Origin of the sequence: Paenibacillus sp. FSL H7-0442 (genome assembly GCF_038593105.1) — a bacterium.
GTDB lineage: Bacteria > Bacillota > Bacilli > Paenibacillales > Paenibacillaceae > Paenibacillus > Paenibacillus polymyxa_D.
Genome location: NZ_CP151963.1, coordinates 4009939 through 4024340, shown reverse-complemented (window position 1 = coordinate 4024340; position 14402 = coordinate 4009939). Strand labels below are relative to the sequence as shown.

Below are 14402 nucleotides of genomic sequence, written 5' to 3'. Positions count from 1 at the left end.
TACACTCCTACTCAATTAATATTTCCAACCAACATTTCTATAATCAAGAGGGTAAGGTGCTTCTCTTCCAGGTGTACGTGAATTCATAATAGATTGAACATCATTATCTTGATGTTTTAAATTAAATGAATGCCCTAATTCATGCACTGCTATATCTACTCGTTGAGCACGAGATTCGTAATATGTTCTTAAGTTATAATCATTAAGAATAAGATTTGATTTATAGAATGATTTATTAGGATTATCTGCATCACTATCAGAGAAGGCATTACCATTTGAATCAAAGGGTTTAAATTGCCCATCGTAACCTGCGTAAGGATCATCAATTAAGTAGAAACGGAGATATGCGGATAATTCAGAAGAGGTTTTATTATATCCGATATTAGCAGATGGTGCGGCATCCCAAGAATTTCTGGCAGTACTTAGAATACCTGCATAACCATAAGTTGTTACACTAGAATCCTCCCACCATGGCATTGAAGCAACACGAGAAGAGGAAAATCCTTGACTCTTGTAAAAAGCGTTACCATCATAGAGAGCAGCAGCATCAGTCTGGCTCGATACCGCAAACGTAAGCGGCAAAGCAAGAGCAATTATCTTTATAAACCATTTTCTCATACGATATTCTATCCTCCCAATTTAAATTAATGTTTTCTCACTCATTCTTAGGTTTTCAGCCATTGACTTGTAGCCTACATGGCACGCGAAGTTGGTAAGTGAGATTGGTGTATTTACCTATATAGAAAAGTTGAACTCAAGTGGGAAACTGCTTGAGTTTCTTTTTAATAATTATGTGAATCAATGTAAAAAAATATATTTAGAGAATGTGTAGGGAAATTTGCGAAAAGGATATAATTCCCTGAAAAATGAAGGTATAATCAAAAAAGAGATTAATTTCGACAAAATGGCCTATAAATTTTAGGAGGAATGGCGCATGTCTAAAATACCTTTTAATGTTCATGCTTATACAGCCCGTTTAATAGGTAGAGAAAATGTATCCAAGCTAGAGGGGGCTGTCCTTGAGTTAGTCAAAAATACCTATGATGCGGATGCATCTATATGTATATTGTATTATGAAAATTCTACAAGTACTCTTTACATTGCAGATAATGGAAGTGGCATGACTGAAGATACTATTATAAGCCATTGGATGACTATAGGTAACTCATCAAAAATAAAAGACTATAAAACACCTAAAGGAAGAATTCAGACAGGGGCTAAGGGAATAGGGCGATTTGCATTAGATCGCATTTCCGATGTTTGTAAAATGCTTACAGTGACGGAAAAAACTAAGCTTGAATGGAATGTTAATTGGAGTGACTTCGATGCAGGAACAACTATTACAGAAATATATGCAAGTTTAGAATCAGTGGATTATACCATAGAAGATTTCTTTAATACAGTAAACAATACTTTTCTAAAGAAAATAATATCAGAAAAATTCAAGACTATAGGGACTGTATTTAAATTGAATTCTTTAAGAGATGAATGGTCAGGAGCATTAGTTGAAAATATAAGAAATAACCTAGCCACATTAATTCCTCCTGAGATTGAAAATATTTTTAAAGTATATTTCTTTTGTGAGGATACAACTGAAGAAAAAGCTAGAGTAAGTCTTAAAGATGGCCTTTTCTCTTACGATTATAAAATTGATTTTAAAGTAGGATTAGATGGACAACTAGAAACTAAAATATTTCGAAACGAATTTGATTTCAAAGATCAATTTGAAAAGATAATGGCTGAAGCGGGATTTATTCAGGAAGACAGAGAATATTTTAGGGGTAAACCTAAAATATTTAAAAATATGTTGTACGAAATGTTGCCAAGCGAAAAATCACAAATTTCTAATAAAATAGGGAAATTTGCAGGGACATTATATTTTTCAAAGTTAGCAGCTCCTAAAGCGGAAAAGGAAAAATATTATTATAAAGATTTTTCAGATAGAAAAGACTTTAGGGATACATTTGGTGGAATTAAGATATACAGAGATAACTTTAGAGTGCGCCCTTATGGAGAACCCAAGACATCTAATTATGATTGGCTTTTATTATCCAATAGAAAAGCTAAATCACCAGCCGCCATATCTTCCACTGGCAAATGGAGAGCTAACTCTGATCAAATTTTAGGATCGCTTCATATATCTAGGACAAACCTAACTTTACCTGACCAAGCAAATAGAGAAGGGATTGTTGAGACAAAGGAATTTATTCAACTTAGAGAAATAATGCTAGGAGTTATTAGGCTATTTGAAGAAGATCGGCAATATGTCATTAGAAAATTAAGTAAATATTATGATCAAACACATTATACAGAGCAAATTGAACAAGAGATTTTTTCCAGAGCTGACAAAGAAGAGAAAAATAACAAAAAAGGTAAAGATAAAAATAAAAATACACCTCCAGAGTATATAGAGATTTCTAAAGTTAAAACAGTAATTGAGAATAAAGACAACCTGATCCGCGATTTAGAGGATGAGAACCGTTTGTTAAGAGCGCTGGCGACAACCGGCATAGTTACCAATACTTATATTCATGAGATTAAGGATTCAACCCACAAACTCAGCATGAAAATCGTAATGGCAAAAGAAGCATTGGAATTGGATGATGATAAAGTAGAAGCTATTGAATACATTAATGCAGCCAACGATATTAAAGAGTCTTTCAATTCATGGTTTAAAGTTACAATTGAATCTGTTAGAAGAGATAAGAGGACTATGAAGACTATAGATTTACAGAAACTGTTATCTGAATTAATTACTTCTTGGAATGATGTTGTAAATAATAAAGGTATACAAGTAAATTTAGAAATGAATGAAATTTATTTCAAGTGTTTCCCATTTGAAATTGAAAGTCTAATTAATAATTTAATTACAAATAGTATTACTGCCTTCGAGGGTTTTAGATCTGAGAACAAAGAAATATTAATTAAAGTAATTCAGAATAATTTAGGAATTGTAATTGAATATCAAGATAATGGGTTAGGGCTCAGCCCAGCTTATAAAAATAATCCTGAGCGGATATTAGAACCATTTGAAAGTGCTAAAAGAAATGAAATGGATGAGTTAATTGGAACAGGTATGGGGATGTGGGTAATTGATAAGACTGTAAGTGAATATAATGGAACAATTGATTTATCACAGAATAAAGTAAGTGATAAAGGATTTTATATAAAAATAACATTAAAGATTAAAAAATGAGGTCTTGGGGAGGCAAGCATCGTGTATAAGGTTGGATTTGTAGATGACGATTATGATGCCTTTGCTGATTATAAAAAAAGGATGCGTCGTAAAGGTTTTGAATTATGTTTTGTTGATAATTGCTCTTCACTTGATGATATTTTAAATTGGATTTTAAATAATTCTATTGAATGTCTATTGGTTGACCATAAATTAACTGCGAAATATGAATTCCATGGGACAAAAGTAGTTGCTTATATAAATAACCAACTTCCGGATTTACCTTGTGTTATATTGACTAATTACCCAGAACACTCTATAAATGACAATTTAGTGATTAAAAATCTTATTTATGATAGGAATACTTTGTCTCATACAGACCTAAGTGAATTCTGTAATATTATCATACATGCAACAGAAGTTTTTCGAAATCGATTAAGAATTCATTTAGACGAATACTCTGAATTATTCAGAAAAAAAAGAGAACATGTAATTACTGCTGATGAAGAAGATAGATTTTTAAATCTTTACAGAATATTGAAATCTTATGGAGAAGTGGATGATATCGCAATTGAGTTGTTAAAACCTGATTTCAATAAAAAAGTTGACACATTAATGAAAAAATTGGATCAGTTTATTGATTCTAAGCAGCAGGATTGAAGCATTGTATGTAATAATGGGGGAAGCAAATGCGTGTTCATGGGGATATAAGAATAACTAGAAGTAGCAATGTAATCTTGGAAAAAGACTATTCAAATTATCGTGACCCACTATTGGCTGATTTTAGTAACATATGCGGGTATTGTGGAAAACATATTTCAGTTGCAAAAAAGGGGTTTGAAATAGATCATTTTGTGCCAATTTCAACTGATGAAACTAGAATATGTGACTATAACAATCTTGTGATGTCTTGTTTCACTTGTAACAGAAAAAAAGGCCCAAAATGGCCGACAGAAGATAAAGAATTATGCCATGACGGTTTTCACGGATTTGTAGACCCTGCAACGGATGAGTTCGATACACATTTAGGGCGTGATCTCAATGGGGCCATAGAACATTATACCGATGTAGGCGATTATATGTGTGGTGTATTTAAATTTTCAATAAGACCAACGGATATAGTTTGGAAATCAATGGAGCTTGTTAAGAGGAAAAAACAGTTATATAATATTAGGAAAAATTCAAAGCTAGATAATGACGAAAAGGAATTATTTATAGAGATACAGGAAGAATTGGACAGACTATTGGAATATTTACTTGGTGAAGGAGAATAGGTGTGAACGCAAAGCAAACAGGATCATTTTATACGCCTAAATCCTTAGTTAATTATATGTCTACTTATGCATTAGAAAAAGGTCATTCATTAGCTGTTCTTGAACCGTCGGCGGGTGATGGAAGATTCATTGAAAAGTTTTATAATTATGCAAAAAAAATTGATGCTATTGAAATAGATAATTATAAAATAAATAATTTGACTGATAAGTGGCATGAGAAGGTTGAATTAATATGCGCTGACTTTGTACAATTTTCGCTAGAATCAGAAAGAAAATACAACCTAATAATTGGAAACCCTCCTTATATAACCAAAAAGGTACTCTCTGAGACTGAAAGAAACAAGTCTTTAGAATTAGTGAAATATTGGTCGCTTTCAGATTCAATCTTCCAAAATCTTTGGGTTTCTTTTGTTTTGGGAGCTGTAAAACTATTAGATCATAATGGTGCTATTTTTTTTGTTTTGCCTTTTGAATTTCTTCAAGTTCATTATGCTGAGAAATTGAGGGTGTTTCTCGAGGAAAAATTTAATGTAATTGAAATTACTACATTTAAAGAAAGTGTATTTCCAGATATTGAGCAAGATGTTTGTTTAGTTTACTTGACAAATAAAGAGGGTATTGAACCTATCGTTAAGTACACTACAGTTAAGAATGTAGAGGATTTCAAACCTCTAGAGTACAGTGAAATTAAAAGAAATAAGCCCTTAAAAAAATGGTCGAACTCAATCCTTAATGATGATGAAATAGAATTATTAAAAGATTTATCTGTAAAATATACAAAAATATCTGATTTAGGAGATATATCTCCAGGGATTGTAACTGGAGCAAATAGTTTTTTTATATTGAATAACTCAGCCATGCAAAAATTAAAATCCGAGCCATACACAATACCAATTCTGCAGAAAGGTTCTATCATAGGTAGTTTATTATTGTTTTCTGAGGATGATTTTAATCAGTTAGTAACTGCTGATAAGAATACATGGATGCTTAATCTTAATGGGATAGAGACTTCTGAGTTATCTTTAGAGCTTCAAGACTATTTATCCAATGGCAGAAAACTAAAGCTTCATGAACGTTACAAATGTGGTAAACGTAAACTATGGTATGAGGTTCCGGTAATTCAATCTGGTGAACTAATGTTCTTTAAGAGGTATAATAGACTGCCAAGATTAGTAGTCAATAAAGCTGGAATATACACAACAGATATATCTTATAATGTTAGGCTTCACGGAGAATTTGATGCACAATCAGTTGCATTTTGTTTTTATAATTCGCTCACGATAACCCTTTGTGAGTACAATGGCCGATTCTATGGCGGTGGAGTGGGTGAACTAGTTCCTAGTGAGTTTAAGTCTCTTTGTTTACCGTATAAACGGGTAGACAAACAAAAAGTGCAGAAATTAGACAGTATGTTAAGAACAAATAAACCAATTGAGAAGGTTATGGAATTTGTTGATAGTGTTGTCTTAAACGATTTGACAGAAAATGATTTAGAATTACTGAAAAAGATTCGAATGAAATATTTAATGCGTAGACTAAAAATTGAAGTTTAATTATGTTCATTATTTACGTATATAAGATAAAAGAGTTTAGAAAAAGGTAAGGTTTCTATTTAATGTAGAGGAAGGTTCAAGTAATTAAACTTGGGCTTTTTTTGATATGTTTTTACTGAAACTTTGATGAATGATATTTCTTTAGATTCTGTTTATGTGATCAATTCGCTATGGGAAACGATAAAATCTTAAATAATCAATATCAAAACATTTGAATGGGATATTATAATTTTAACTTGTGCATCTACATTTAGATAGCCGAGGGTATATACCCTCGATTTTTCTTGTTTTCCTTAAAGTCTTGTCTTCTGTATAAACAATTCTCTTTTGTTATATTATATACGAATATTAGTTCCTGTCGATTGCAAGAAACGAGAAGCATTAGAATTGTCGATCCAAATCATAAAATTCTCATCTAAACCAACAAACAGGAGGCTAAAATTTGTCCAGTAATTCAACGCGCAATCAATACCAAATCAAACTGTTCCATTTTAACGAAATCATGGTTCTAAGCGACCAACTTAACGCGCCACAATCCAGCACACGTACCATCACGTATCGAACAGCATCTATCTCGATCAATTTAAGCGAGTCGTAGCAGAACGTGATCCTCTAATTGATGCTACCAAGGTAATCTTTATGCTCAAAGCTGATCAAATTGACGAAGATGATCCATCTCAACTAGCTTTGTTTGAACGTATGTTATGAGAGGGAATCTACTATAATAGAAGAAAATATGCCGGTTTGATCAAGTCACCTGCAATGGGACGTACACAACGAACAGAATTTATCCAAGAAAAGTATATTGCTGATTTGTATCAACATTTTACACTCGACAAAATGCCACCACTCACCAATATCCATAAGTGGGAAGCTGCACTTGATGTGGTTGTTCCGCAGCACAATCAGTTCCATATATTCCGCGTATTTACGTCATTCTGGATTATGAAAAGGATACGATCATCGAGGATGCATGGAATGTGGAAAAATGTGCTGAAGATTTGGAACAGCAGAAGTTAATATTCGATGAAAAGACGAAGCAACGTTAATATTTCAAAGCGAGGAAAGAATGGAAACCATCTAAGGAACAATTACATAAGTTAGAATGTATACCGAAAATAAAACGATCTCGTGGAATGGCGGTACAAAGTCTGTTCCTGATCAAAATGAATCTAGAAACAAAATCTTCGTGTGAAGCTAAAATAATATTTAATTCATCTAATATTACGTATCCACGTACCACATCCAGCATCATCCTTTGCTACACTTTGAATAAAAAGGAGATGATAACTTGGATATCCAACCTAAGATACTAAAGAGCGTGGAACATAAAAATTCATCTGAAAATACAGCTGAAGAATACGAGAACTTGGTACAGCAAGAAGACGAACACATAGAGAGACTTAAAACATGCACAAAGCTCATTTGGGATGCGCTAACTATTATTTCTCAAAAGGCAAGTGTACTGCACATGGAAACCGTCAAAGAAGCGGCCGATCATCTTCATATCATGGAACTGGATTTACGAAGAGAACTGTTTAAAGTTCGATTGAAAAAAAGTATTTTGGCAAACAAAATGAAGCAAACCCAAGCATAGCAGCGGAGGGGACGGAATCGTTTTGAAGAAGCGGAGCGTTTGGGTGAAAGCTTTCCGTAGGAAAGCTGCTTCGTAAGTATAACCTTCACCGGATTTTTACTGTTAAACTATAATCAAAAAAATCTGGGGTCAACAGCGATCGGAAGAATGATCCGTCTACGTAGCGGCCTCATAGGCACGTACTTGCTCAACTCACCCAGTAATCAAGCAACTCAAGCAAACCTGACATGACCCTTCACGGTCCGGTCGGGTTTTCTCATTTCAATCCCTCCATCCCACACATGAAATTTTCACTCCCTTCCAAACCACTTGCCACCCAGATAGTTACACCCACTCCCAACATCATGTATAGTAAAGTTATGGGAAATAAACATGTACCCGCATATGATCTTAATCGCTTAGACGTACAATATGAAACATGGCAAAAACGAGGAGGAACGTGATGATACATCCAACACAGATTCAGGATATGCTGCAAGCCGCGCTGGAGACGGGCGGGGATTTTGCAGAGGTGTTCGTCGAGGACCGTACCAATGGACAACTGGGCATGACTGGGGGCGTCGTGGATACGGCGCTGTCAGGCCGAGATTTTGGGATTGGTATTCGGATCATGAAGGAGCATTTTTCGGTGTATGCGTACACCAGCGATATGAGCGAACAGAGCCTGATTCGACTGGCCAAATCGGCTACCAAGGCTATTCGCGGTGGTGGAACGCCAGGTACACACACCATTACCCTCCATCCCCATGCGATCCCTAACCAACATCCGATTGCGATCATCCCTGACGGTTCACAGAAACGCGCCAAGATCGACATGATGAGACGGGCGCATGAGGCGGCAAGCCAATATGACCCTTCCATCACGCAAACCTCTGTTGGGATTAGCAACTCGATCCAGAACGTCTTGATCGCCAATAGCAACGGGCTGCTGGTGGAGGATACCCGTACGTATACCCGCATGAGAATAAGCGCGATTGCGACGGATGGGGAGCATAGACAGTCCGGTTTCCGTGGGCCGGGAGCGTATGCTGGGACTGAATTCCTGGAGAATCTGAATATCGAAGAAAATGCCAGACACGCCGCTCGGATTGCGTCCACGATGGTGAAAGCGGGATATGCGCCTAGCGGCAGACTGCCTGTCGTGATTGAGAATGGCTTTGGCGGTGTTCTTTTCCACGAGGCGTGTGGACATGGGCTGGAATCTACGGCGGTGGCGTATGGAACCTCTGTGTTTGCCAATAAGATCGGGCAGCAGGTGGCTTCACCGCTCGTCACAGCTATAGACGATGGAACGATTCCGAATGCGTGGGGCTCGCTCAATATCGATGATGAAGGTGCACCGACACAGCGCAACGTATTGATCGAGAACGGCATTTTAAAAGGATATCTGATCGACCGCATGGGTTCGCGCCAGATGGGTGTACCTGCGACAGGGTCAGGACGAAGACAGTCCTATAAATTCGCGCCTGCATCCCGTATGAACAATACGTTTATTGCGAATGGGGAGTCTACCCGTGAAGAGATCATTGCCAATACGGAGTACGGGATCTATGCCAAATCGCTGGGCGGTGGTTCGGTGAACACCTCGACGAGCGAGTTTAATTTTGCAGTCGAAGAGGCATACATGATTCGCAACGGCAAAATTGCCGAGCCGGTCAAAGGCGCAACACTAATCGGCAAAGGCATTGAAACCCTGCAAAATATTGATAGGGTCGGCAACAATCTGGATCATGGTCAGGGGATGTGCGGCTCGGTTAGTGGAAGTCTTCCGGTGAACTGCGGACAACCGACGATTCGAGTATCCGAAATGACCGTCGGCGGACGAAAGGGGGAATAGCGATGAATATTCAGCAATTTCAGGAAGCGTTGTTCGCGAAAGGTCGGGAAATGGGCTACGCGGATATGGAAATCTACTATGTAAATGGAAGTTCTACCTCGGTGAAGGTACTGAAGGGAGAAATTGACCAATATACCATCGTTGAAAATGGCGGACTTTCCTTCCGTGGTGTCATTAACGGCAAAATGGGCTATGCCTCTACGGAGAAGCTGGAACCGGATGTGATCGACTTCTTATTGGAAGAAGCACTTAGCAACGCGGACATATTGGAGAGCGAGGAGCAGGATGAGCTGTTTGCAGGCTCTGAGAGCTACCCTGAGCAGCCTGCCTATGCCTCAACGCTTGCTGACACGTCTCCTGAGATTCTGATCGAAGCGGCGCTGGAAATGGAGCGTACAGCGCTTGCCGCAGACCCACGGATTGTGATGGCTCGACATTGCTCGGTCAGCATTCGTGAGAATGAGGTCCTGATTGTGAATACCAAAGGACTGCACTGCCATCGTCACAAAAGTCTGGCGACCGCTTATGTGTATGTGATTGCAGCAGACCAAGGTGAGACCGTTACCGGGGGCTGGCATGATTATTCGCTGCGGAGCGTGGAAGAGATCGATATTGCGGATGTGGCGCATAGAGCCGTGAAAGAGGCTGTTTCCAAGCTGGGTGCGCACACGATCCAATCGGATAACTATCCGGTCATTTTCCGCCATGATGCAGCCGCGCAATTGCTGGCTGCCTATACGTCGGTATTTTCAGCCGAATCGGTGGATAAAGGCTTTTCACGCTTGGCTGGGAAGCTGGGGCAAAAGGTGGCAAGCGAACATATCACACTGATCGATGATCCGCTGATGGAGAACGTTCCAGCAGGCAGCACGTTTGACGCGGAAGGCAGTGCGACCCGCCGCAACGAGATCATCAAGGATGGAGAATTGCAGACGTATTTCCATAACCGCAAGACGGCCCGCAAGGCCGGGGTACAGAGTACCTCTCATGCTTCCAAGGGCAGCTATAACGGTAAAATTGGTGTGTCGTATCATAATCTGTACGTGGCTCCAGGCGCGTCTTCGTTGGAAGACATGATTCGCAAGATGGATCGCGGGCTGATGATCGTTGAGCTGCAAGGGCTGCATGCAGGTACGAATACGGCGTCCGGTAATTTTTCGCTGGCTTGTCTGGGCTACTGGATTGAGCAGGGGCAAGTGGTCAGAGCGGTTAATCAAATTACCGTATCGGGCAACTTCTTTGACGTACTACAGCAGGTAGAGGAAGTGGGCAACGATTTGCGTTTTACAGGAAGCTGCACATCTCCTTCGCTCAAGCTGGCTGCACTCTCGATTTCAGGCTCCTAATGGCTGAAGCAGCCTGCTTTTTTTCAGACTTACGACCTGTTCCTGACGTTCTGATTGTCTAGCAATGATAGATGCCTGATGCATCGGGGTATGGTAAAGTAGGAGAAAGTCTTTAAAATATGAAAAAAAGGCTTGGTTACAGCACCGCGACAGGGTATTATAGACAATAATATATTCGAAAAAAGGTTCGAATTGAATTTTTATTGGGGGATGTATATGAGATATATAAGCACTAGAGGTCGAGTAGAAGCCAAGGGATTTATTGATACTGTGCTCATGGGGTTAGCTGACGATGGAGGTCTAATGGTACCGGAGCAGATTCCGACCGTGTCGGCAGCTACTTTGGAGCAATGGGCGACATTGAGCTACAGAGAGCTGCTGCTGGAAGTTTTTGCGCTGTATATCAATGATGAGATTCCTCGTGAAGATTTGGAGCAGCTGGTAGAGCGCAGTTATGCAAGCTTCCGCCATCCAGAAGTTACGCCAGTGAAGAAGATCAACGATTCCCTATCTATTTTGGAGCTGTTCCACGGGCCTACGTTCGCGTTCAAGGATGTGGCGCTACAATTCATGGGGGAATTTTATTCCTACGTGTCCAAAAAGCAGAATGAAATCATTCACATTTTGGGTGCAACCTCGGGCGATACCGGGGCAGCAGCGATTCAGGGCGTGCGCGGCAAGGAAGGAATTAAAATCTGTATTTTGCACCCACACCAAAAGGTGAGCAAAGTACAAGAGCTGCAAATGACGACGGTAGACGATGAGAATGTACTGAATCTGTCCGTAAAAGGGAACTTTGATGATTGTCAAAAGGTCATTAAGGACCTGTTTGCCGATCTGGATTTCAAAGCCAAACATCATTTGCGGGCGATTAACTCAATTAACTTTGTGCGCATTTTGGCGCAAACCGTATATTACTTCTATGCTTATTTTCGGGCACAGGAGTCTGCGGGTACGAAGAAGATCAATGTCAGCGTGCCATCCGGCAACTTTGGCAATATCTTTTCCGGCTTTCTTGCGAAGAAAATGGGTCTGCCCATCCATAAGCTGATCATTGCCACGAACGAAAATAATATTTTGGAGCGCTTCGTGAAGACTGGCGAATACCAACCGGGCGATTTCAAAAGCACATACAGTCCTTCCATGGACATTCAGGTGGCAAGCAATTTCGAAAGATACCTGTACTACTTCCTCGGGGAGGATGCGGCCAAGGTATCTGAATACATGGATAAGCTCAAAACCGAGGGACGGATTGTGATCGGTGCAGAGGATTTGAAGCGTGTCCAGCAGGATTTTGAAGCGCTGGGTGCTTCGAATGAGCAGTGTCTGGAGCTGATCAAAAAATACAAAGCCGAGTACGATTATTTGCTTGATCCGCATACAGCTTGCGGTATTGCCGCGTATGAGGCGTATAATGGCGCGGACGAAGTATGTGTGACCTTTGCGACAGCGCATCCAGCCAAATTTGATGAGGCCATTCGTCTGGTGGATATCAAGCAGGAGTTCCCGGCGCAAATTGAACAATTGTTCTCGAAATCGCAGCATCAGCAGGTGGTAGAGCATGACGAAGCAGAAATTGTGCGTCAGCTTGAAGCCTTTTATGTGTAACAGAATGGGAAAAGAGGCTACGCCCTGTGCGCAGCCTCTTTTTTTATATCCATATTTTCCAGATATGATGTATGTATTAGTTTGAATTTGTTCACATTATAATGCCATATAGAGTAAGGTGTTTGGGCCTTAGAAATCGTGAAAAAAGCCCGTAAATCAAGGGATTTAGCTTCAGGAAACTAACAGGCAATGAGAGGTTCATAGAGTTATTTAATGAAGGATACAAAAATCTTTTATAGGCGAATTTGCTGTATTATTATAAAAAATCATGTATAGTTAACTAAATTTTATGAATACATAAGGTTCCACTCTCAAAGGTGCAGAATCAAGTCGTTCCGTCATTTAACAGAGGGGCTAATTATAAAAGGGGTGTATTAAGTAATGACCATGATCCGTCCAGAGCAGAGTCAACAAGCAGCAGCCGAATATGTGCAGTCCGTTTTTGAGAAGGTTATCGCGCGCAATCCTCATGAGAATGAATTCCATCAGGCCGTCAAGGAAATATTGGATTCGCTAATTCCGGTATTGGCTAAGCACCCTAAGTATATGCAGCAGGGGCTTTTGGAACGGCTAGTGGAGCCGGAGCGGGTCATTACCTTCCGAGTACCTTGGGTGGATGATGCGGGGGTTGTACAGGTCAATCGTGGCTTCCGTGTGCAGTTTAACAGTGCGATAGGGCCTTATAAAGGTGGACTTCGCTTCCATCCGTCTGTCTATCTGGGAATCGTCAAGTTTTTGGGTTTTGAGCAGATTTTCAAAAATGCATTGACGGGTCTTCCCATTGGTGGTGGTAAAGGCGGCTCAGATTTTGATCCCAAAGGGAAATCAGATAACGAAGTGATGCGTTTTACACAAAGCTTCATGACGGAATTGTATAAATATATTGGTCCAGATGCCGACGTTCCGGCAGGGGATATTGGTGTAGGCGGACGTGAGATTGGCTATATGTTCGGGCAGTACAAGCGGATTCGCGGAGGACATGAAGGCGGCGTCCTAACGGGCAAAGGAATTCATTACGGAGGCAGTCTCACACGTACGGAAGCGACCGGCTACGGTTGTGTGTATTTTGTAAACGAGATGCTGCAGGCTCAGGGATCGTCCTTTGAAGGAAAGCGCGTCGTCGTGTCGGGATCGGGGAATGTATCCATTTATGCGATTGAAAAAGCACAGCAGCTCGGTGCTACAGTCGTGGCATGTAGTGACTCGAATGGCTACATCTATGATCCAGACGGTATCGATCTGCAGCTGGTGAAGCAGCTGAAAGAAGTGAACCGTCTGCGGATTAGCGAGTATACGCAAGAGCGTCCAGGCGCAATCTATACAGAAGGCTGTTCGGGGATCTGGTCGATCCCATGCGACATCGCACTGCCATGCGCCACTCAGAATGAAATTGACGAGCAAGCAGCTCAGTTGCTGGTAAGCAATGGCGTAGAAGCTATAGGCGAAGGTGCCAATATGCCATCCTCGTTACAGGCCATTGAAGTGTTTTTGGACAATGGAGTTCTGTTTGGGCCAGCCAAGGCTGCCAATGCAGGCGGAGTAGCCGTGTCGGCGCTCGAAATGTCACAAAACAGCATGCGTCTGTCTTGGACCTTTGAGGAAGTGGATGCCAAGCTGCATGATATTATGAAAAATATCTATGCTAACAGTGTGAAGGCGGCTGAGGAATACGGTGTGCCGGGCAATCTGGTTGTCGGAGCCAATATCGCAGGATTTGTGCGTGTGGCTGATGCTATGCTGTCTCACGGGATTATCTAACTCAACGGCACAACTCCTTATCTCTATTGTACAATGATTGAATAACCTAGCTAATAAAAGCAATATTGAAGCTGAGCGACTCTGTGTGAGTCGCTCAGCTTTTATTTGGCATGAGACACTTTATTTTTCTCAGGGACTTGATTTATTTTTAAAGAGGATGTATATTACTTGATAGATCAATAATTGATGGATCAAAGGTTGGATCGTGAAACTCAGCGATATGCTTAAGGGAGGAGAGATTGATATCACCCAGA

Annotated in this window: 12 protein-coding genes; 11 read left to right on the top strand and 1 reads right to left on the bottom strand. The window is 40.2% G+C overall.

What is annotated here, in order from left to right; translation table 11 throughout:
- Positions 1–15: 15 nt before the first annotated feature.
- Positions 16–618: a hypothetical protein gene (locus MHH57_RS17835; RefSeq protein WP_342434350.1), complete on the bottom strand. Its 603-nt coding sequence runs from the start codon at positions 616–618 to the stop codon at positions 16–18.
- Between the two features lie 316 nt (positions 619–934).
- On the opposite strand from MHH57_RS17835, the gene MHH57_RS17830 reads away from it, so the two are divergent.
- The 11 genes from MHH57_RS17830 to gdhA all read left to right on the top strand — a co-directional run bounded on the left by MHH57_RS17830 (position 935) and on the right by gdhA (position 14148).
- The gene (locus MHH57_RS17830) at positions 935–3196 is read left to right on the top strand and encodes a sensor histidine kinase (RefSeq protein WP_342434349.1); all 2262 of its coding nucleotides are present in this window, start codon (positions 935–937) and stop codon (positions 3194–3196) included.
- A gap of 21 nt (positions 3197–3217) precedes the next feature.
- Entirely contained in the window at positions 3218–3835 is a 618-nt protein-coding gene (locus MHH57_RS17825) for a hypothetical protein (RefSeq protein WP_342434348.1), read from the top strand.
- A 29-nt stretch (positions 3836–3864) separates the two neighbouring features.
- On the top strand, positions 3865–4449 hold the full coding sequence (locus MHH57_RS17820; protein WP_342434347.1) for an HNH endonuclease signature motif containing protein: 585 nt from the start codon (positions 3865–3867) through the stop codon (positions 4447–4449).
- A 2-nt stretch (positions 4450–4451) separates the two neighbouring features.
- Complete coding sequence (locus tag MHH57_RS17815; protein ID WP_342434346.1) at positions 4452–6002, top strand: Eco57I restriction-modification methylase domain-containing protein; 1551 nt, start codon at positions 4452–4454, stop codon at positions 6000–6002.
- Between the two features lie 442 nt (positions 6003–6444).
- The gene (locus tag MHH57_RS17810) at positions 6445–6600 is read left to right on the top strand and encodes a hypothetical protein (RefSeq protein WP_342434345.1); all 156 of its coding nucleotides are present in this window, start codon (positions 6445–6447) and stop codon (positions 6598–6600) included.
- A 164-nt stretch (positions 6601–6764) separates the two neighbouring features.
- Entirely contained in the window at positions 6765–7022 is a 258-nt protein-coding gene (locus tag MHH57_RS17805) for a hypothetical protein (RefSeq protein WP_342434344.1), read from the top strand.
- A gap of 271 nt (positions 7023–7293) precedes the next feature.
- Positions 7294–7599, top strand: a complete 306-nt coding sequence (locus MHH57_RS17800) for a hypothetical protein (protein ID WP_342434343.1) — start codon at positions 7294–7296, stop codon at positions 7597–7599.
- A 442-nt stretch (positions 7600–8041) separates the two neighbouring features.
- Positions 8042–9436: a TldD/PmbA family protein gene (locus MHH57_RS17795; protein WP_342434342.1), complete on the top strand. Its 1395-nt coding sequence runs from the start codon at positions 8042–8044 to the stop codon at positions 9434–9436.
- A gap of 2 nt (positions 9437–9438) precedes the next feature.
- Positions 9439–10782, top strand: coding sequence for a TldD/PmbA family protein (locus MHH57_RS17790; RefSeq protein WP_342434341.1), 1344 nt, complete (start codon positions 9439–9441; stop codon positions 10780–10782).
- Between the two features lie 216 nt (positions 10783–10998).
- Entirely contained in the window at positions 10999–12390 is a 1392-nt protein-coding gene (gene thrC / locus MHH57_RS17785; protein ID WP_069010472.1) for a threonine synthase, read from the top strand.
- 381 nt (positions 12391–12771) lie between these two features.
- The gene (gene gdhA, locus MHH57_RS17780; RefSeq protein WP_029515556.1) at positions 12772–14148 is read left to right on the top strand and encodes an NADP-specific glutamate dehydrogenase; all 1377 of its coding nucleotides are present in this window, start codon (positions 12772–12774) and stop codon (positions 14146–14148) included.
- Positions 14149–14402 lie beyond the last annotated feature (254 nt).